This is a genomic window from Streptomyces sp. NPDC085481 (assembly GCF_044541845.1).
Lineage (GTDB): Bacteria > Actinomycetota > Actinomycetes > Streptomycetales > Streptomycetaceae > Streptomyces.
On the sequence record NZ_JBITTJ010000002.1, the window covers coordinates 486979 to 506153 of the forward strand.

Genomic DNA, 19175 nt, shown 5'->3' on the forward strand with positions numbered 1-19175 from the left:
TCCTGGCCGTACCGGGATTGGGTGGGGCACGCCCGCGCGGTGTGGCGCGGGGACGAGCGGGCGCGGCCGCTGTGGGACCTGTTCGCCGAGGGGCGGCAGCAGGTCTCCGACTTCCTGCTGCCCCGGCCCGTCGGCCACCCCGACGTGTACGGGGAGCTGGACCTGCCGCGGGCCACGGACCCCGCGTGCGTGCGCGCCCAGGCCACCGTCTGCTGTCCGGGGGCGGCCGACGAGCCGTTCCTGCGGCCCTATCTGACGGACCCGCAGGCCGCCTGCGCGGCGCTCGCCGACGCGTACGCCGCCTGGTGGGACGAGGGCATCGCCCCGTACTGGCCGGTGGTGTCAGCTGCACATCGCCCGCGGGCTGCCGCACCACCCGACGCCCTCTTCCTCGACGAGCCGTCCATCGGCGTCGACCCGGTCGCCGCCCGCGACCTGACGCACCCGCTTCCTGGGCGCTGCCCACCACCTGGGGCGCGGTGCACGCGGCGACCTCCGGCAGGGGCGTGCTGACCGCGTTGCCCGGCGCCGTGGCGCTCGGTTCCGGTTACGCCCTGGCCGCCGTCCTCGTCCTCGGCCGGGTGGAACGCCGGGCCCGTGCCGCCGCGACCCTCGCTCTCACCTGACGGCTCGCCTGAAAGGTCTCATCGAGATGTTCCGCTTCCGTGCTTCCGGCCGGCAGCTCGTGGGCGGCGGGGCGATCTCGTACCGCGCCCTCCCCAACTGGACGACCCCGTCGATGTTCATCGGAACTCTGCTGGTGGGCCCGGCCCTTTCGGTCTTCTTCCTCGTCTTCCTCGGGCGGGAACTCGGCGTCGCCGACGACCGTTTCCCTCTTGTCGGCCACGCCGTGCTCGCAGCTTCCGCCTCCTGCGTGTACGGCGGCACGATGGCCGTCGCGCACGAGCGCCGGTAAGGCACCCTCGGGGGCCGTGCTGCTCTCGCCCCGCCACCGCCTGCCGCTGTGGGCCGGGCGGGCCCTGCCGTACGTGCTCAACGGACTGCTCGTCGGCGCCTTCGTGCTCACCGTCGCCGTGACCGTGCTCGGCCTGCCCGTACCGGCGGGCGCGCCGCCCGGGATCGGTCTGGTGCTGCTGGTCGCCGCTGTCGCCTGCTCGGCCTCCGGGCTCGTGCTCGGGGCGCTCGGGCTTCGCTTCCGCGACGTGTTCCTGGTGCCGCAGGCGGCGAGTTCGGCGCTGCTCCTCCTGACAGGCGCCGCCGTGCCGCGGGACACCCTGCCCGGGACCCCGTCGTGTGACGCCCCGGCGTCCCGCGGCGAAGGTGAAGAGCGATGCGACGTGGAAAGGCGATCTGACGAAGAAGAGAGGAGGAAGGGGGAGTACCGGCCATCCTCGTGAAACCGTTCGCGGCCGTCCGTGCCGTTCACCGGGAATTCGCTCCACTGATGCCGGGAGGTGCCAGCCTCGGCTCCGGGAGTCGGCCGGCCACCGCGGCGAGGCCAAGGCGAGGGAACGGGGTACGGGCATGGAGAGCGGGCCGGCGATCTTCGCGGGAGGGGCGTTCACGCTGTTCGGGGCCGCGCTGCTGCTGTGGGCGGGGGTGCGGGTGCGGCAGGGCGAGCCCGTCGCGCTCGGCGTCGAGCCGCGTCCCGCCGCCGTCCTCACCACCCTCGTCGGCGCGCTCTTCCTCGTTCTCGGGATCTGGTGCTTCGGACGGCTGTGACGCGGGTCGCTCTCGAGCGACGCCGGGGCCCGACCGGGAGTCCGGGCGGCAGGAAGGGCGGAAGTCGGGTTACCGTTCGAGTGGCCGTTGCGGGCTTTCGCCGTTTGACACGGGGGCGGGTTGTACCGTCACACTCCGCAGCGACGACAGTGTCACCGTACGTGCCGCTGCCGTGCGTGCCAGCGCCGTACGTGCCAGAGAGCGTCGACCGGAGAGAAGAGCGAAGTTGTCCCCGACCAGCGAGACCGCACAGGGCGGCCGCCGACTCGTCATCGTCGAGTCGCCTGCCAAGGCGAAGACGATCAAGGGCTACCTCGGCCCCGGCTATGTCGTCGAGGCGAGCGTCGGGCACATCCGCGACCTCCCCAGCGGTGCCGCGGAGGTGCCGGAGAAGTACACCGGCGAGGTGCGCCGGCTCGGCGTGGACGTCGATCATGACTTCCAGCCCATCTACGTCGTCAACGCCGACAAGAAGGCGCAGGTCAGGAAGCTCAAGGAGCTGCTGGCCGAGTCCGACGAGCTCTTCCTCGCCACCGATGAGGACCGCGAGGGCGAAGCCATCGCGTGGCACCTCCAGGAGGTCCTGAAGCCCAAGGTCCCGGTCCACCGGATGGTCTTCCACGAGATCACCAAGGACGCGATCCAGCAGGCCGTCGCCAACCCGCGCGAGCTGAACAAGCGGATGGTCGACGCCCAGGAGACCCGCCGCATCCTCGACCGGCTCTACGGCTACGAGGTCTCGCCGGTCCTGTGGAAGAAGGTCATGCGCGGCCTGTCCGCCGGCCGCGTCCAGTCCGTCGCCACCCGGCTCGTCGTCGAGCGCGAGCGCGAGCGCATCGCCTTCCGCTCCGCCGAGTACTGGGACCTGACCGGCACCTTCTCCACCGGCCGCGCCGGTGACCCGTCCGACCCGTCCTCGCTGGTCGCCCGCCTGAACACGGTCGACGGAAAGCGCGTCGCGCAGGGCCGTGACTTCGGCGCCGACGGCCGCCTGAAGAGCGAGAACGTGCTCCACCTCGACGAGGAGAAGGCCCGCGCGCTCGCCGCCTCCCTCGCCGGCACCCGCTTCGCCGTCCGCTCGGTGGAGTCGAAGCCGTACCGCCGCTCGCCGTACGCCCCCTTCCGCACCACCACCCTCCAGCAGGAGGCGAGCCGCAAGCTGGGCTTCGGTGCGAAGGCGACCATGCAGGTGGCGCAGAAGCTGTACGAGAACGGCTTCATCACCTACATGCGTACGGACTCCACGATCCTGTCCGACACGGCCGTGTCCGCGGCCCGTGCGCAGGTCACCCAGCTCTACGGCGCCGACTACCTGCCGGAGAAGCCGCGCGTCTACGCGGGCAAGGTCAAGAACGCCCAGGAGGCGCACGAGGCGATTCGCCCTTCGGGTGATCGTTTCCGCACCCCGGCGGAGACCGGTCTGACCGGCGACCAGTTCCGGCTCTACGAGCTGATCTGGAAGCGGACCGTCGCCTCCCAGATGAAGGACGCGACCGGCAACTCGGTCACCGTGAAGATCGGCGGCACGGCCGCCGACGGCCGCGACGCCGAGTTCTCGGCCTCCGGAAAGACGATCACCTTCCACGGCTTCATGAAGGCGTACGTGGAAGGCGCCGACGACCCGAACGCGGAGCTCGACGACCGCGAGCGGCGCCTGCCGCAGGTCGCCGAGGGCGACGCGCTCGGCGCCGAGGAGATCACCGCCGACGGCCACGCGACCAAGCCGCCGGCCCGCTACACCGAGGCCAGCCTGGTCAAGGAGCTGGAAGAGCGCGAGATCGGCCGCCCGTCGACGTACGCCTCGATCATCGGCACCATCCTCGACCGCGGCTACGTCTTCAAGAAGGGGACGGCGCTCGTGCCGTCGTTCCTCTCCTTCGCCGTCGTCAACCTCCTGGAGAAGCACTTCGGGCGGCTCGTCGACTACGACTTCACCGCCCGGATGGAGGACGACCTCGACCGCATCGCGCGCGGCGAGGCCCAGGCGGTGCCGTGGCTGAAGCGTTTCTACTTCGGTGAGGGCGGCGGCGCCGGCGAGGGCGGTGCGGCGGACGCCGGGAACGGCGACGGCGACCACCTCGGCGGCCTGAAGGAGCTGGTCACCGACCTCGGCGCCATCGACGCCCGGGAGATCTCCTCCTTCCCCGTCGGCGAGGGCATCGTGCTGCGCGTCGGCCGCTACGGCCCGTACGTCGAGCGCGGCGAGAAGGACGCGGAGGGCCACCAGCGCGCCGACGTCCCCGAGGACCTGGCGCCCGACGAGCTGACCGTCGCGTACGCCGAGGAGCTGTTCGCCAAGCCGAGCGGCGACTTCGCGCTGGGCGCGGACCCCGTCAGCGGCAACCAGATCGTCGCCAAGGACGGCCGCTACGGCCCGTACGTCACCGAGATCCTTCCCGAGGACACCCCGAAGACCGGCAAGAACGCGGTCAAGCCGCGTACGGCCTCGCTCTTCAAGTCGATGTCGATCGACACGGTGACCCTCGAGGAGGCGCTCAAGCTGATGTCGCTGCCGCGCGTCGTCGGCGCCGACGCCGAGGGCGTCGAGATCACGGCGCAGAACGGCCGCTACGGCCCGTACCTGAAGAAGGGCACGGACTCGCGGTCGCTGACGGACGAGGAGCAGCTCTTCACCATCACGCTGGAGGAGGCGCTGGCGATCTACGCCCAGCCCAAGCAGCGTGGCCGGGCGGCCGCCAAGCCGCCGCTGAAGGAGCTCGGCACCGACCCCGTCAGCGAGAAGCCCGTGGTCGTCAAGGACGGCCGCTTCGGCCCGTACGTGACGGACGGCGAGACCAACGCGACCCTGCGCACCGGCGACAGCGTCGAGACGATCACGCCGGAGCGCGGCTACGAGCTGCTGGCCGAGAAGCGGGCCAAGGGCCCCGCGAAGAAGGCGGCCAAGAAGGCGCCGGCCAAGAAGGCGACCACCGCCAAGAAGGCCACGACGGCGAAGAAGACCGCCGCCAAGAAGACGGCGGCCAAGACCACCGCCGCGAAGAAGACCACGACGGCCAAGAAGACGACCGCCGCGAAGAAGACGGCGGCCGCCAAGCCGGAGTGACGCTGCTCTCGTAGCGGGGAGGGCAGGGGCCGTGGCCCCTGCCCTCCCCGCTTCTTTGTTCGGGTGAAGGCCACGGGGAGCAAGGGCGTCCGGATAGGGTGGACGGATGACGCGAGCAGAGCAGCCAGACACCGACGCCGCACTCGTCGCCGATTCCCGGGAGCGTGCCGTACGGGCCCTGTTGCGCCATCAGCCCCTGCGGAGGCTGTGGAGCGCCCAACTGGTCGGCGGCACGGGCGACGCCCTCGCCTTCCTCGTGCTCGTCCTGCTCGGCCTTCAGGCGGCCGTCGCCTCCGGCGCCCTCGGCGGCGGATACCGGGGCGCGGCCTTCGCCGTGGCCGCGGTGATCGGCGCCCGGATGCTCGCCGCCGTGCTCTTCGGCGCCGTCCTGCTCGGCCCGCTCACCGCGCTGACCGCGCCCGGCGGGCCGCTCGACCGCCGCTGGACCATGATCGGTGCCGACGCGGTACGGCTCGCGCTGCTCGTCATCGCCCCGCTGTGGATCGACTGGACGCCCGACACGGCGCTCGCCTATCTGCTCGGCACCGTCTTCGTGTGCGGCGCCGCCGAGCGCCTGTGGACCATCGCCAAGGAGGGCGCGGCTCCCGCGCTGCTGCCCGACCCGCCGATCGAGGGCGCCGCCGTGCGGCCGCTGCCGGACCACCTGGGCGCGCTGCGCACGCTCAGTCTGCGGACCGGGTTCCTGTCCGTGCCCGCGGCGGCCGGCGTGCTGCTGCTCGCGACGCTGCTGGGCAACCTGCTCGGCAGCGGCATCGACTGGTTCTCGCTGCACCAGGCCGCCCTCGGCGCGTACGTCGCCGCCGGTCTCTTCGCCGCCTCCGTCTCCGTCCTGTACTTCGTCGAGCTGCCCGGCGACCACACCCCGCGGCCGCGCTCGCCCCTGGAGGGCCTGCGCCGGCCGACCGGCTCCGACGGGCAGGGCCCCGAGAAGGGCCGTACGGGAGCGCTGCCGGTCTTCGTCCTGGCCTGCGCCACCGTCGCCGGCGCCATCGCGGCCGCGGCGGCCGTCGCCGTGCTCCACGCGTACGACCTCGGCGGCGGGCCCGTCACGTACGCCCTGCTGATCCTCGCGCTCAGCGGCGCCACCGCCCTCGGCATCCGTACCGCCGGATCCGTCCTCACCGTGCTCTCCCGGCGCCGGCTGCTCGCCCTCGCCGTCGCTGTCACCGGCATCGCCCTGCTCGCGATGGGCCTCGTGCCCGACACCGCGAGCGTGCTCGCGCTCGCCGCCCTCGCGGGTTACGCAGCCGGGGTCGCCGCCCGGACCGGGCACAGCCTCGTCGACCAGGAGACCGAGGCCGCCCGCAGGCCCAGGGTCACCGAGCACCTGCAGGCCGTCGCCCGGGTCGGCATCGGCGTGGGCGCCCTCGCCGCCCCGCTGCTCGCCGCCGGGATCGGCCCGCACCGGCTCGCCTCCGGCAGCTTCGTCTTCGCCCACGGCGGTGCCGCGTTCACCCTGATGCTGGTCGGCGCGCTGCTGCTGCCGGTCGCCGCGCTCGTCCTCGCCAGGACCGACGACCGCGCTGGCGTCCCGCTGCGCCGCGACCTGAGCGACGCGCTGCGCGGCGCCGACCCGGCCCAGGCACCGGCGGCGACCGGCTTCTTCATCGCCCTGGAGGGCGGCGACGGCGCCGGCAAGTCCACCCAGGTCGAGGCGCTCGCCGAGTGGATCAGGGCCAAGGGCCACGAGGTGGTCGTCACCCGCGAGCCCGGTGCCACACCGATCGGCAAGCGGCTCCGCTCGATCCTGCTCGACGTCTCCAGCACGGGCCTGTCCAACCGCGCCGAGGCCCTGCTGTACGCGGCGGACCGCGCCGAGCACATCGACTCGCTGGTCAGGCCCGCCCTGGAGCGGGGCGCGGTGGTGATCTCCGACCGGTACATCGACTCGTCCGTCGCCTACCAGGGCGCCGGCCGCGACCTGTCCCCGACCGAGATCGCCCGCATCAACCGCTGGGCGACCGGCGGGCTCGTCCCGCACCTGACCGTGCTCCTCGACGTCTCCCCGGAGACCGCCCGCGAGCGCTTCACCGAGGCTCCGGACCGCCTCGAGTCGGAGCCGCCGGAGTTCCACGCGCGGGTACGGGCCGGATTCCTGGCCCTCGCGGCGGGCGACCCCGGCCGCTACCTCGTGGTCGACGCCGGTCAGGAGCCGGAGGCCGTCACCACCGTCGTACGCCACCGGCTCGACCGCATGCTGCCGCTCTCCGAGGCCGAGGTGAAGGCCCAGGAAGAGGCCCGCCGCAAGGCCGAGGAGGACGCCCGGCGCCGCGCCGAGGAGGAGGCCGCCCGCAAGGCGGAGGAGGAGCGCCTGGAGCGCGAGCGCCAGGAGCAGCTCGCCAGGCTCCGCGCCGAGGAGGAGGCCCGCCGCAAGGCCGAGGAGGAGGAAGCCCGCCGTCTGGAGGCCGAGCGGCAGGCGGCGGAGGCCCGGAAGCGCGCCGAGGAGGCCCGGATCGCGGCCGAGGAGGAGCGCAGGCGGCGCGAGGCCGAGGAGAAGGCCCGCCGCGAGGAGGAGGAACGGCTCCGCAAGCAGGCCGAGGAGGAGGCCCGGCTGCGGGCCGAGGCCGAGGAGCGCCGCCGCGAGAAGCAGCGCAAGGCCGAGGAGGCGCTGGTCCGCGCGGAGGAGGCCCGTCGGCTGGCGGAGGCCGCTGCGGCGAAGGCCGCCGAGGAGGCGGCGCGCAAGGCCGCGGAGGAGGCCGCTCTCAAGGCGGCTGAGGAGGCTGCCCGTAAGGCCGCCGCCGAGAAGGCCGCGGCGGCGCAGGCCGCTGTGGAGAGGGCGGCTGCTGAGAAGGCCGCTGCCGAGCGGGCCGCCGCGGAGAAGGATGCCGCGGAGAAGGCGGCCGCGCAGCAGGTCGCCCGTAAGGCCGCCACCGAGAAGGCCGCCGCGGCGAAGGCGGCTGCCGAGAGGGCCGCCGCCGCTCGGGCCGTGGAGGAGTCGGCGAACGAGATCACGGTCGCGACGCCCGTCGTGAAGCCGGACGAGGTGCCGCCCACCGTGTCCCCGAACGAGGTCACGGTCGCGACCCCCGTCGTCCAGCCGAACGACGAGACGGCCGTGCTGCCGCAGATCCGGGACGTGGACGAGACGGCCGTGCTGCGGCCGGTACGGGACGTGGACGAGACGTCCGTGCCGCGGCCGGTACGGGACGCGGATCCGGCCGACCGGGTGCCGCAGGACTTCTTCCGCGAGGCGTCCGCGGACGATGCCGGTGCGAACGACCGCACTCGCGAGCTGCCCCAGGTCGACGAGCAGGGCCGGCCGCGGCGCCGCTCGGACTGGGCGGAGGAGACCCCGCTGGACGACCTGCCGACGCTGGCGGACGAGCTGCTCGGTTCGTACGACGATGACGACGACCACGGGGCGGGGCGCGGCCGCCGCAGCTGACCGATCCGGCTCCCGCGTACGGAACCCCCGGCCGCGTCGGTCCTGCCCGAATCCCCTCCGGATCCCGCCCGCATCCTGTCCGTCCCGCGTCAGTCCCCGCGTCCGTCCCCGCCTCCGGTCCCGCTGTCGGTGCGGTGCCCCACAATGGAATCCGTACCTGAGGAGGGGCAGCAGACATGGCCGTATGGGACGACCTGGTGGGACAGACGCGGGTGGAGGAGCAGCTCGCGGCCGCCGCGCGCGACGCCGACACGCTCGTGACCGCCCAGGCCGCCGGCGAGCCCGCCCCCGAGGCGTCCAAGATGACGCACGCCTGGCTGTTCACCGGCCCCCCGGGTTCGGGGCGGGACACCGCCGCCCGGGCGTTCGCCGCGGCGCTGCAGTGCGTGAGCCCGGACCGGGCGCTCGGCGGGGCACCGGGCTGCGGCTTCTGCGACGGCTGCCATACGGCGCTGATCGGCACCCACGCCGATGTCGAGGTGGTCCGCACGGACCTGCTGTCCATCGGCGTCAAGGAGACCCGCGACCTGGTCCGGCGCGCCCAGCTGTCGCCCGCCGTCGGGCGCTGGCAGGTGATCGTCCTGGAGGACGCCGACCGGCTGACCGAGGGCGCGGCCAATGTGCTCCTGAAGGCGGTGGAGGAGCCCGCGCCGCGCACGGTGTGGCTGCTGTGCGCGCCGTCCCTGGAGGACGTGCTGCCCACGATCCGCTCCCGCTGCCGGCACCTGACGCTGAGCACCCCGTCGGTGGCGGCGGTCGCCGACGTCCTGATCCGTCGTGACGGCATCGAGCCCGAGGTGGCGCAGGCCGCGGCCCGGGCGACCCAGGGGCACATCGACCGGGCCCGGCGGCTCGCCACCGACGAGCGGGCCCGCGCCCGCCGTTCCGTGGTGCTGAAGCTGCCGATGCGGGTGGGGGACGTCGGCGGCGGGCTGCGCGCGGCCCAGGAGCTGATCGACGCGGCGGCGGAGGACGCCAAGCAGGTCGCCGAGGAGATCGACGTCAAGGAGACCGAGGAGCTGAAGGCGGCGCTCGGCGCGGCCCAGGGCGGCCGGATGCCGCGGGGCACGGCCGGGGCGATGAAGGAGCTGGAGGAGCGGCAGAAGCGGCGCCGGACGCGGACGCAGCGCGACAGCCTGGACCTCGCGCTCACCGACCTGACCGGCTTCTACCGCGATGTACTCGCCCTGCAGATGCGCGCGGCGGCGGCCCTGGCCAACGAGGACGTGCGCGACTCCCTGGAGACGATCGCCCGCGACACCACCCCGGAGCGCACCCTGCGCCGGATCGAGGCCGTGCTCGCCTGCCGCGAGGCCCTCGACAAGAACGTGGCGCCGCTGCTCGCGGTGGAGGCGATGACGATGGCGCTGCGGGACTGAGGCCCGCTTTCGACCCCTTCGAACGCCCCGTCGAGGCCCCCTCGAACCCCCTCGAACCCCCTCGAACCCCCTCGAACCCCCCTTCGACCTCCGTCCCGCCGCCACCCCGGGCGATTGGACACGCTCCGCACCCGGCCCGATACGCTCCGGGCATGGACTCCAGGCGCCTGCTCCGTACCTCCGCCACGGCCCTCGCGGCCGCCGGTCTGATCCTCTCCGGCTGTACGGGCGGGAGCAGCGACGCAGCCGCTCCCGCGAAGAGTCCGGCCGCCGCCCCCGGCGCGGCGGACCTGAAGAGGTACTACGGGCAGCGGGTGACCTGGCGGGACTGCGGCGTGACGGACTTCCAGTGCGGCACCGTGCTCGTACCGCTCGACTACGCGAAGCCCGGGGCGGGCGACATCAAGCTGGCCCTCTCGCGCGTCAAGGCGAGCGGCCCCGGCAAGCGGCTCGGCTCGCTCCTGGTCAACCCGGGCGGACCGGGCGGTTCGGCGGTCGGCTACCTCCAGGGCTACGCGGGCATCGGCTACCCGGCCCCCGTCCGGGCCCGCTACGACATCGTGGGCGTCGACCCGCGCGGGGTGGCCCGCAGCGAGCCGGTCGAGTGCCTGACGGGACCGCGGATGGACGCGTACACGAGGGTCGACCAGACCCCGGACGACGCCGCCGAGACCGGTGCGGTCGCGGCGTCCCTGAAGGAGTTCGCGGGTGCGTGCGAGCAGCGCTCGGGCCGGGTCCTGCCGCACGTCTCCACGGTGGAGGCCGCCCGTGACATGGACATCGTGCGGGAGGTGCTGGGCGACCGGAAGCTGACGTACGTGGGGGCCTCGTACGGCACCTTCCTCGGCGCCACGTACGCGGAGCTCTTCCCCGACAAGGCGGGCCGGCTGGTCCTCGACGGGGCGATGGACCCGTCGCTGTCGGCGCTCGAGCTCAACCGCGACCAGACCGGCGGCTTCGAGACCGCGTTCAAGGCCTTCGCCGCGGACTGCGTGAAGAAGGCCGACTGCCCGCTCGGTACGGGGTCGGTGCCGGCGGCGACCGCGGCCCTGCAGCGCTTCTTCCGCGCGGCCGACGCGGAGCCGGTGCCGACGGAGGAGGGCCGGCCGCTGACCGAGTCGCTGGCCACCACCGGGGTGATCGCCGCGATGTACGACGAGGCCGCCTGGCCCCAGCTGCGGGAGGCGCTCACCCGGGCGATGGGCGGCGAGGGCTCGGGGCTGCTCGCGCTGTCCGACAGCTACTACGAGCGGGAGGCGGACGGCACGTACGCGAACCTCATGTCCGCTAACGCGGCAGTGAACTGCCTGGACCTGCCGCCCGCGTTCACCGGCCCCGCGGACGTCGAGAAGGCGGTGCCGTCCTTCGAGAAGGCCTCCCCGGTCTTCGGCCGGGGTCTCGCCTGGGCCGCCCTGAACTGCACCTACTGGCCCGCCCACGCCACCGGCCGCCCGCACCGCATCACCGCCGAGGGCGCGCCCCCGATCGTCGTCGTCGGCACCACCCGCGATCCGGCCACCCCCTACAAGTGGGCCCGGTCCCTGGCCGGCCAGCTCTCCTCGGGCACCCTCCTCACCTACGAGGGCGACGGCCACACGGCGTACGGCCGGGGCAGCGACTGCATCGACACGGCGATCAACGCCTACCTCCTGGAGGGCACCGCCCCGAAGGACGGAAAGCGCTGCTCATAGGGGTCGGACGGACCCCGTCCGGGGGTGGTCGGAGCACCCCCGGAAACTGTGTAGACTTGGCGACGCTGCTGCACCCACCATGGGACCGCACGGCTTGCCGCCTTAGCTCAGTTGGCCAGAGCAACGCACTCGTAATGCGTAGGTCTCGGGTTCGAATCCCGAAGGCGGCTCAGAGAAACCCCAGGTCACATTGCCCGTGGCCTGGGGTTTTCTGTCGCTCGGGGCATGGCGCGTCACACGGCTGAGGTGCCGTGACTTTGCCTGCGTGAGCGATGCGTGAGCGGAGGGGCCGTCAGCCCTTCTTAGCGGCCTTCTTAGCCTTGCTCTTCTTCGTCTGCTTGGCCTTCGCCTTCTCGGTTTCCTTGGCCTGCTTTGCGGCCTTGCGGGCCCGCTCCTCCTGCTCGGCCTTCCGTTGGAGGGGGACCAGCTTGGCCGTGGCCTCGGCGGCGCTCTTGCCGACGTGGGGGAGCACGCTCTGGTAGATGTCGCGCGTGATCCGGGTGTCGCTGTGCCCGAGCAGCCGCTGTCGACAGCCCGCGGGGGTCTCTCCGAGCGTCCGCTTGGCCATCAGCTCAGCACGATCCCGTCGGAGACGAGTTCGTCCGTCAGGGCCGGGAATTCCGTGAGGGTCTCCGCGACCAGCGCCTGGACCTTGTCGACCTCGGCGTCGGGGGCGGAGAGCCGGACGAGGATCCGCCAGGGCTCGTCGAGGCGTTGGCCGGTGGTGCTGACCAGGTGGACCTCGGCGTGGCCGTCGGTCGCCTCGTGCAGCCGGGTGGCCAGCCGCTGCGCGGCGATGTTGTAGAGCTTGCCGATGTGGTAGACGGGGTTCTTGCCGTTCGCCCCTTCCAGGTTCATCGGCCGCAGCGGCGTGATCAGGCCGTTGACGCGGTTGCCTCGGCCGACGACGCCTTCGTCGCCGGACTCGATGGAGCTGCCGGTGTAGGTGAGGTACAGCTCGTCCTTGTCGGGGACGTCGCGGGCGTTCAGCCGGAACCGGGCCTCGGCGCCGGGCAGGCGGAGGCCGGCCAGGCGGTGGCACTCGGCCAGCACCGTCTCCGTGTTGCGGACGTACTCCGCGCGGCTGCCGACGTGGCGGGACTTCTGGGGCACGCACAGCACCACATCCGCCCGCTCGCCGTCCCAGTAGCCCATGAGCTTCACGTCCGAGCCGCACCAGGCGTGGGCGAGGGTGAAGTCGCTCTCGCCGGAGAAGTGGTTGACCAGCTCGCGCACGAAGGACTCGAAGGAGTTCTCCGGCGCCCAGCCGGTGCCGAGGGAGGTGTCGTTCGAGAGCCTCACCCGCCGCTCGCGGAGGTCGTCGACGGACCGCGGGTTGAACCAGCGGGTACGGTCCGGCACCTCCTCCCCGGTGAGAACGGCGCCCGGGCTGGAGTTGCTGGTGATGTTGAAGACGATGTCGAGGTGGTCCGAGACCTCGGGGAGCCGCTCCGCGAAGAAGGCCCGAACCTCGGCCTCGACGATCTCGGCGACGGGGATGGTCTCGCCCCCGCAGGCCGGCGCGGCTCGCCCGTTGACCAGGACCCGCACGGGGGACGTCATCCGGCCGTCGGCGTAGCGGACCTCGCTGGCACCGCCGAGCAGGGCGAGCTTGTCGAAGTTGTGGTGCAGGACGGCACCGAAGCGGCTCACGGTGTATTCGCTGTAGGTGCGCGACAGCCGCTCGGCAAGGTGGTCGGCCAGGGTGTCCGGGTGGCCGAGGCCCTTGCGTTCGACGATGGTCGTCGCGTCCGGCGTGGCCCTGCCGGTCTCGATGACGAGGTGGCTGTTGCCGATGGTCGTGCTCGTACGAGGCATCACGAACTCCCGTTCAGGGTGGGCAGAAGGGAATGAGCGCAGGCGGCGTCAGCACGCCTGGACGAGCGATGAAGCAGGAAGTCAGCGTGGGACGCCAGCGGCACGAAGAAGGGCGACGAACCGGGCCAGTGATCGGTACGCGGCTGCCGCGTGCTCTTCGCCGGCGAGCCGACGGACGTTGTGCGTGCCGACCAGGTCGATGTCGCGAGGCCGTCGGCGATCGAGCCAGAGAAGGAGCCGCCAGGCCAGGACCGGGCCGCTGAAGGGCATCGTGGTCAGGAGATCGACCGGGATGCGCCCGGGCGGCACGTCCTCGTACAGCAAGTCACGCACGAGGTGGAAGACGACGTCGGTGTAATCGACGGCGGTGGGACCTCGGGCGCTGGCTTCCCAGTCCACGACGTGCAGGTCAGCGCCGTCGACGAGGAGGTGTTCGGGCTTGAGGTCACCGTGCAGGCGGACGACCGGCTCCGCGTCGAGTGACTGGAGGGCCCGTCCCAGCACCTTCCACCACGGCCGCAGCCGACAGCGGGGCGACAGCTGATCCAGCAAGAACAGGTGCTGGGAGTCAGGGTCGGCTTGCCTCCCATCCCAGCCTGATCCGGGGCCGAGGCCAATGGCAGGCTGATGCAGCCTGCCAGTCACATCGAGGATGTGGCCGACGTAGTCCTCGATCGCCTGGTGCGATCCGATCGAGCAGGGCATCCCAGATAACATGCGGAAAGCGGTCCAAGACCCAGCCACACACCTACCCGTGGCAAGAACCGCCGGGGTGGAGAGACCTCGACGGACGGCTTGCTCGACCGTCTCAGCCTCGCGCCGCCGCCGGCCTTCCGGATCGACCCCGACGTAGACCTTCAGCAGCGCAGAGCCGTCCAGCGCGTGCCAAGTCCTGGAGTACGGCTTGACAGCCTCCGGCCCGAACGGACCGAGTTCGAACTCGGCCTCCGCCATCTCAGTGCTGAGCACCATTCCACCCCAGCCTTTCGACTCCACATGCGCGGGACCTCAGTGAGGTTGTTCGCCTGGCCGCCGTGCTTGCGCCAAGTAAGCCCGACTCCTCGCCATCCAGCAGTGGACGGGGTTAACAAGGCCGCCCGTTAACTGTTAACTCCCCACGTCAGACGCCGCCTTGGGCGCATAGTGGGGTGGCGGGCCACGACGTGTTCGGGGGAGCGATGAAGGCCAAGAGCAGGCTCCAGGAAGCGCGGCTCAGCCGCGGATGGAAGCAGGGCGACCTGATCGACGCCCTCGTCGCCGCTGCCCAGCGCCTCCGTGTCGAAGCGCCCTCCCCCGCGAGCTGGAAGACGCTCATCTCCATGTACGAGAACGGTCGCCGACCGGTGAGCGCGGATCACCAACCGCTGTTCCGTGAGGCGTACCAGGCAACGAACGAGGAACTCGGCTTCCCGGAGCTGGGAATCCTGTTGGACGTCCGAGCCCCTCGCCCGTCGGCGCCGTCACTCCGGACCAAAATCCCCATCCCGATCAGCCCGGAGATGCTCGGGTACCTGACCTCCCTCCTCGATCAGCACGCCCAAGCCGAGCCTCTCGTCGGCCCGCAGTTCCTGGTGGCACCCGTCCAGAGCCAGATGCCCTTGATCGAGCAGATGTGCCGAGACGCCTACGGGCCCTTACGCGGAGACGTCCTGCGTATCAGCGCTCGGTACGCAGAGTTCCTCGGATGGCTACACCAGGACACCGGGCACGCGGACGAAGCCATGCGCTGGACCAGCACGGCGATGGAGTACGCCCAGGAGCTCGGCGACCCGACACTGATCGCCTACCTGTTCCAGCGACGCAGCAACATCGACACCGAAGCAGGGCACGCAGGCCACGGAGCCGGCCTCGCCAGCGCCGCCCTGCGCTACGCCGCACAGCTCTCACCGAGAGTCCACGCGGTCGTGCTCCGCCAGCTGGCCAACAGCAAGGCCGGGCTCGGCGAGGACATCGAGACCGACCGCGCGATCGGCCAGGCCCTCGCAGCGGCGGAACTGCAACGTGCTCCTGGAACGCCCGGGCGAGGCTGCGGAGATCTACCGGGAGAGCCTCAGCCACTGGCCGACCGTGCAGGAACGGGACCGCGGCCTTTGCCTCGCTCGCCTCGCCACGGCCAACGCCCTTCTCGAGGATGTGGAAGGGGCCTATCAGGCTGGCGAGGAAGCAATGGCCATCGCCCAACGGACAGGCTCGGCACGCATCCTGAACGAGCTATTCCGCCTGCAACCCCGTCTTGCAAGGTGGCAGAAGCTGGTGGAAGTTTCGGAGTTCAACAGGGAGCTGGACACAATGAGGAGCGCCGCCCTGTAAACCGATCAGAGGGAGTGTCGTGACTCTGCTGCCGACCGCCACGAGCACCGACGTCCAGGAACAGCAACCGCGCGTGGCTGTCCTACCCATCGGCTCTTTCGAGCAGCACGGCTGCTACCTTCCTCTGATCACCGACACAGCGATCGCCTGCATCATCAGCCAGGAGATCGCCAGCACCTACCCAGTGCATCTCCTGCCGCCCATCACCATGTCGTGCAGCCACGAGCACGCCGCCTTCCCCGGCACGGTCAGCATCAGCGCGAAGACCCTCTACGCCGTGATCGACGACATCCGCGCTTCCCTCGCCCGCTCCGGTATCCACAAGCTGGTGATCGTCAACGGCCACGGTGGGAACTACGTCCTGTCCAACGTCGTCCAAGAGGCCAACGTCGACGGGCCCGCGGTCTCCCTCTTCCCCCTCGGAACCGACTGGGATCGAGCCCGCGACAACGCCGGCCTCGTCTCCGACCGCCACGCCGACATGCACGCCGGCGAGATCGAGACGTCCGTCCTTCTTCACGCGGCGCCCGAGCTGGTGCGGGACGGGTTCGCCGATGCCGACCACGATGGCGGCAGCCGTCCCTTCCTGCTGGTCCAGGGCATGAGTGCGTACACCGAAACCGGTGTCATCGGCTTCCCGTCCCACGCGACCGCGCACAAAGGCAAGGCCGTACTGGCCAGCTTGGCCGACAGCTTCGCGGGCCACCTGGAGATCCTCGGCCTCAACGACTGAAGCCAGCCAACACCTGCAATCGAATGCCGTGGCTGATCTGGCCCGCAGGCTGAGTATCCCCGCGGACAGTTAGAGTCCGATCCGTGAGCGAGAACGAGCACGAAGCGAGGATGGCCCACCCCCGCATGGCGGCCGGCGCTCTCTTTTTCGACGAAGCCGATCGAGTCCTCCTTGTCGAGCCGTCCTACAAGGACTACCGCGACATCCCCGGGGGCTACGTCGAGGAGGGGGAGTCGTCCCGGCAAGCATGTGTGCGTGAGGTCCAGGAGGAACTTGGCATCGCACCGCACATCGGCCGCCTCCTCGTCGTGGACTGGGCGCCGAACCCTGGAGAGGGAGACAACGTCCTCTACCGCTACGACGGCGGTCGCCTGAGCGCAGGCAACCGCCGGCAGATCGCCCTGCATGCGGACGAGATTCGCGGCTTCGACTTCCACGACGCCGACCGGGTGCCGGAACTCACCATCCCCCGGCTTACACGCCGAATCGCGGCAGGCAACGAGGCCCGAGTGAACGGCCTGACTGTCTACCTGCAGCACGGGGAGCCGCCAGAAGCACGCTCCTGACCGCATTCGCGCTCCGGAGACTCTTGCCGCCCACCAAGAGAGCGGCAGCTTTGTGCAGCCCGATGGCGCGGTCAAACCCGGCCGGGGCATCGGTCCCGGAGGCCGTGCTTCCCAGCGTTCGGGAGGGTTTTTAGTGCACAGCGCGAGTGTCCTTTCACGGCTGTTGGCAGCGCCCCATCGCACTCACGGAGCCCCTCGGTGATCAGCGCAGCGGCCGGTAGGAGACGACCCCGCTCCTGAGCGCTAGACGATGGCGCACTGCGACAAGGCCGACGCGGTACGTGCAACAGACCCCTCGTGCGGGACTCAGGCCGCAATGATGCAGCGCACATGGGGCCACGCCCAGAGCCCGTGAGTGGCTAGCGCATTTCATTCGATTTAGGGTGAAATGGCCCGCCTGGAAGCAGGGGTGATGTCAGTGCCATAGGGAAGAATCTCTTGCGGGGAGGGAGACTGATGACTGACGAGCGAAATGCCTCTGACCAGCGCATTCCTGCTCCGGGTGGCTGCCGCTGGTGCGGGATAGAGGCGCGGGAGCATGCACAGCGATGGAAGCCGCCGGTGGGGTGGCACAAGTGGGAGCCTCCGACGTTGGAGCAGCGGAAGGAGCGCATGCTCGCGCGGCGGAAGCGGAAGACTGGCGAGGCTAGGGCGGCGTTACGCGCCTTTAGCCTGCGGCCAGCTTTCTGACCTCGCTAAAGATCTCTCGCAGCTGTGTAGGGACCTGATCAGGGCTGGTCAGCGTAGTCACCAGCTCGAACATCATGTCGGGCTTTCCGCTGGGCCCATTGAGGCTTCCCTGGCGAAGCATGTTCAGCACCTCTTTGCTGAACTTCTGACCGGGGCGTTGAGCTGCGAAGTCGCTCGCTGTCCAGGGCTCGTCCTTCGGCCAGAGATCGTTCGCGGCTGTGGCCCACACGTCGTCCGAGAACAGTTCCTCCAACTCGTTGAACGACTCCGGTTCACCGACGAAGCGGACCACATCGTCAACGGCGTTGCCGAAGAACTGTTGGAGACGAGCCGCCTTGAAGAGTCCCTTCGGCAAGTTGCGGCTGTCGGCATCCACCATGAGCATCACGGAGCGCTCGTGCTCGACCAGATAGCGGGCCAGATGGAGTGCCCCCTCGTTGTTGAAACACGCCCATAGAGCGATGCCAGCCGACTGCAGTGACTGGCCCTCGGACAGCCCGAACAACATGGGGATCACCCGTTGCTCGGTCTCGCCTTCGACGGCCAAGAAGCAGCGCTCATGCAGGAGTACGGAGTTGCGCAAGCCCACGGCTGCTGCGATACGCCCCAGGTGGCCGTCAATCTCGTCGTGGGCGTCAGTCCCCAGCCGCTCTATCCGGGTTCGCCCGTCCTCCAACCGCAGGTGGACGACATCGGCGATGTCGACGCCGTCGATCAGATTCATAGAGTGGGTGGCCACGATGACGTTGACGTGAGGCAGGGCACTCTGGTCCCTGATCAGTTGCATGATCTTGCGCTGGTGGCCGTAGTCGAGGTGTGTGTCCGGCTCGTCGTAGATCACGATCGTTTGCACCGGCGGTGGGGCATCCTCGGCAGAGTCCGGCTCGGCCGTGTGGTTCAGGTCGCCGAGCTCCTCTTGCGCGAGTAGCCGGCTGTTCCACTCCCAGATCGCAAGAGAGATGCGGCGACCGCTACCTAGACCAGAGCGGTTGAGGCCGACGGCTTCACCCTTGGTGCGCGCGATGCGCAACGGAGTGCCCCGGAGGCTATGGGTGAAGGAGACCTCGGGCTCGACGTACACCTCAGCCAAGTCATCACAGCGGCTCTGAATGTGCTCGCACAGGGACTTGGCGTCGTTCTGGAGTCGATCCTTGATGCCGTCTTCAATCGTCTGCAGACTTCCCTGCAGCGTGGGGTCGGCCATGTGGGCCTGAAAGCGCCCCATCAGTGCCGTTTTGACGGCACCATCAGGATCAGCCGTCTTCCCATCGAATGGCATAAGCCGGGGAAGCCTGCGGTCCATACCCTTCGGAGCGGGCACCCACGCCGCCGTCGAGGCGTGCGCCATGCCGTACTTGCGCAACGCCGGCTCGATGTCGCCGCGCTTGATTGAAGTCAGCTCGGGTAGGACCTCCTTGGCCAGCGTCCTGACCTCGGCGAGGGACAGCTTGGAGGTGTCGCGCAGTCGATCATCGTCCGCCAGCGGCGCCCAGCATTCCAGGACGGGGGCCTCGTCAGCAGCAGAACGCCTCCGTACACGCAGCTCCGTGGGAAGGCCGAACTCTTCTTGCTCCCATGCGTCGAGAGTGAACAGCCCTTCCACCCAGGTAGTCGAGCATCGTGACAGGGATGCCACGTCCTCCGCATCGGCAGAAGGAGTAAGCGCGTACGTGCGGTCGTCCTCGGCCAGCTGTTCGTTCCCCACAAGGAATGCGAGAGCGGCGAGCACGGCACTCTTACCGCCGTCGTTCTGCCCGGCGAGGATGGTCGGTGTGCTCACGGGGATGTCGCGTACATCCTCTAGGGATCGGAATCCACACACGGTGAAGCTGTGC

The 19175-nt window shown here is 70.7% G+C and carries 15 protein-coding genes and 1 tRNA gene; 12 read left to right on the top strand and 4 right to left on the bottom strand.

Features of this window, described 5'->3' with window-relative positions:
- Window positions 1-21 precede the first annotated feature (21 nt).
- The 9 genes from ACIGEZ_RS08115 (at window position 22) to ACIGEZ_RS08155 (ending at window position 11393) form a co-directional block, all read left to right on the top strand.
- Entirely contained in the window at window positions 22-513 is a 492-nt protein-coding gene (locus tag ACIGEZ_RS08115; protein WP_399827247.1) for a hypothetical protein, read from the top strand.
- Between the two features lie 139 nt (window positions 514-652).
- Window positions 653-916, top strand: a complete 264-nt coding sequence (locus tag ACIGEZ_RS08120; RefSeq protein WP_399827249.1) for a hypothetical protein — start codon at window positions 653-655, stop codon at window positions 914-916.
- A 16-nt stretch (window positions 917-932) separates the two neighbouring features.
- Window positions 933-1358, top strand: coding sequence for an ABC transporter permease (locus tag ACIGEZ_RS08125; RefSeq protein WP_399827252.1), 426 nt, complete (start codon window positions 933-935; stop codon window positions 1356-1358).
- Between the two features lie 127 nt (window positions 1359-1485).
- A complete protein-coding gene (locus ACIGEZ_RS08130; RefSeq protein ID WP_399827255.1) occupies window positions 1486-1683 on the top strand; it encodes a hypothetical protein in 198 nt (65 codons plus the stop codon).
- A gap of 226 nt (window positions 1684-1909) precedes the next feature.
- Window positions 1910-4747: a type I DNA topoisomerase gene (topA, locus tag ACIGEZ_RS08135; RefSeq protein ID WP_399827257.1), complete on the top strand. Its 2838-nt coding sequence runs from the start codon at window positions 1910-1912 to the stop codon at window positions 4745-4747.
- A 106-nt stretch (window positions 4748-4853) separates the two neighbouring features.
- Window positions 4854-8153 (top strand): dTMP kinase, encoded by a 3300-nt coding sequence (gene tmk / locus ACIGEZ_RS08140; RefSeq protein WP_399827260.1) that lies wholly within the window; start codon window positions 4854-4856, stop codon window positions 8151-8153.
- Window positions 8154-8329: 176 nt separating this feature from the next.
- Window positions 8330-9532 carry a DNA polymerase III subunit delta' gene (locus ACIGEZ_RS08145; RefSeq protein WP_399827262.1) on the top strand — a complete coding sequence of 401 codons (1203 nt, stop codon included), beginning with the start codon at window positions 8330-8332 and terminating at the stop codon, window positions 9530-9532.
- Window positions 9533-9684: 152 nt separating this feature from the next.
- Window positions 9685-11223 carry an alpha/beta hydrolase gene (locus tag ACIGEZ_RS08150; protein ID WP_399827264.1) on the top strand — a complete coding sequence of 513 codons (1539 nt, stop codon included), beginning with the start codon at window positions 9685-9687 and terminating at the stop codon, window positions 11221-11223.
- A gap of 96 nt (window positions 11224-11319) precedes the next feature.
- Window positions 11320-11393: transfer RNA gene (locus ACIGEZ_RS08155), tRNA-Thr, on the top strand.
- Between the two features lie 122 nt (window positions 11394-11515).
- On the opposite strand, the gene ACIGEZ_RS08160 is transcribed toward ACIGEZ_RS08155, so the two are convergent.
- The 3 genes from ACIGEZ_RS08160 to ACIGEZ_RS08170 form a co-directional block, all read right to left on the bottom strand.
- Window positions 11516-11791 carry a hypothetical protein gene (locus ACIGEZ_RS08160; protein WP_399827267.1) on the bottom strand — a complete coding sequence of 92 codons (276 nt, stop codon included), beginning with the start codon at window positions 11789-11791 and terminating at the stop codon, window positions 11516-11518.
- Window positions 11791-13041, bottom strand: a complete 1251-nt coding sequence (locus ACIGEZ_RS08165) for a methionine adenosyltransferase (protein ID WP_399827270.1) — start codon at window positions 13039-13041, stop codon at window positions 11791-11793. The genes ACIGEZ_RS08160 and ACIGEZ_RS08165 overlap by 1 nt, the downstream gene beginning before the upstream one ends.
- Window positions 13042-13122: 81 nt before the next feature.
- Window positions 13123-14013: an aminoglycoside phosphotransferase family protein gene (locus ACIGEZ_RS08170; protein ID WP_399827273.1), complete on the bottom strand. Its 891-nt coding sequence runs from the start codon at window positions 14011-14013 to the stop codon at window positions 13123-13125.
- A gap of 1029 nt (window positions 14014-15042) precedes the next feature.
- Between ACIGEZ_RS08170 and ACIGEZ_RS08175 the strand changes: the two genes are divergently transcribed.
- From ACIGEZ_RS08175 to ACIGEZ_RS08185, 3 genes are all read left to right on the top strand, one after another.
- The gene (locus ACIGEZ_RS08175; RefSeq protein WP_399827276.1) at window positions 15043-15351 is read left to right on the top strand and encodes a hypothetical protein; all 309 of its coding nucleotides are present in this window, start codon (window positions 15043-15045) and stop codon (window positions 15349-15351) included.
- Window positions 15352-15370: 19 nt separating this feature from the next.
- The gene (locus tag ACIGEZ_RS08180; RefSeq protein WP_399827279.1) at window positions 15371-16084 is read left to right on the top strand and encodes a creatininase family protein; all 714 of its coding nucleotides are present in this window, start codon (window positions 15371-15373) and stop codon (window positions 16082-16084) included.
- 83 nt (window positions 16085-16167) lie between these two features.
- A complete protein-coding gene (locus ACIGEZ_RS08185; protein ID WP_399827281.1) occupies window positions 16168-16650 on the top strand; it encodes an NUDIX domain-containing protein in 483 nt (160 codons plus the stop codon).
- 667 nt (window positions 16651-17317) lie between these two features.
- Here the strand turns inward: ACIGEZ_RS08185 and ACIGEZ_RS08190 are convergent.
- Window positions 17318-19120: an ATP-dependent nuclease gene (locus ACIGEZ_RS08190; protein WP_399827284.1), complete on the bottom strand. Its 1803-nt coding sequence runs from the start codon at window positions 19118-19120 to the stop codon at window positions 17318-17320.
- Between the last annotated feature and the right edge of the window lie 55 nt (window positions 19121-19175).

Excerpts from the sequence above, each read along its gene's own strand:
- ACIGEZ_RS08160 (WP_399827267.1), bottom strand. The coding sequence starts at position 11,791 with ATGGCCAAGCGGACGCTCGGAGAGACCCCCGCGGGCTGTCGACAGCGG.
- ACIGEZ_RS08150 (WP_399827264.1), top strand. The coding sequence starts at position 9,685 with ATGGACTCCAGGCGCCTGCTCCGTACCTCCGCCACGGCCCTCGCGGCC.
- ACIGEZ_RS08145 (WP_399827262.1), top strand. The coding sequence starts at position 8,330 with ATGGCCGTATGGGACGACCTGGTGGGACAGACGCGGGTGGAGGAGCAG.
- ACIGEZ_RS08130 (WP_399827255.1), top strand. The coding sequence starts at position 1,486 with ATGGAGAGCGGGCCGGCGATCTTCGCGGGAGGGGCGTTCACGCTGTTC.
- ACIGEZ_RS08120 (WP_399827249.1), top strand. The coding sequence starts at position 653 with ATGTTCCGCTTCCGTGCTTCCGGCCGGCAGCTCGTGGGCGGCGGGGCG.
- ACIGEZ_RS08170 (WP_399827273.1), bottom strand. The coding sequence starts at position 14,013 with ATGGTGCTCAGCACTGAGATGGCGGAGGCCGAGTTCGAACTCGGTCCG.
- ACIGEZ_RS08165 (WP_399827270.1), bottom strand. The coding sequence starts at position 13,041 with ATGCCTCGTACGAGCACGACCATCGGCAACAGCCACCTCGTCATCGAG.
- tmk (WP_399827260.1), top strand. The coding sequence starts at position 4,854 with ATGACGCGAGCAGAGCAGCCAGACACCGACGCCGCACTCGTCGCCGAT.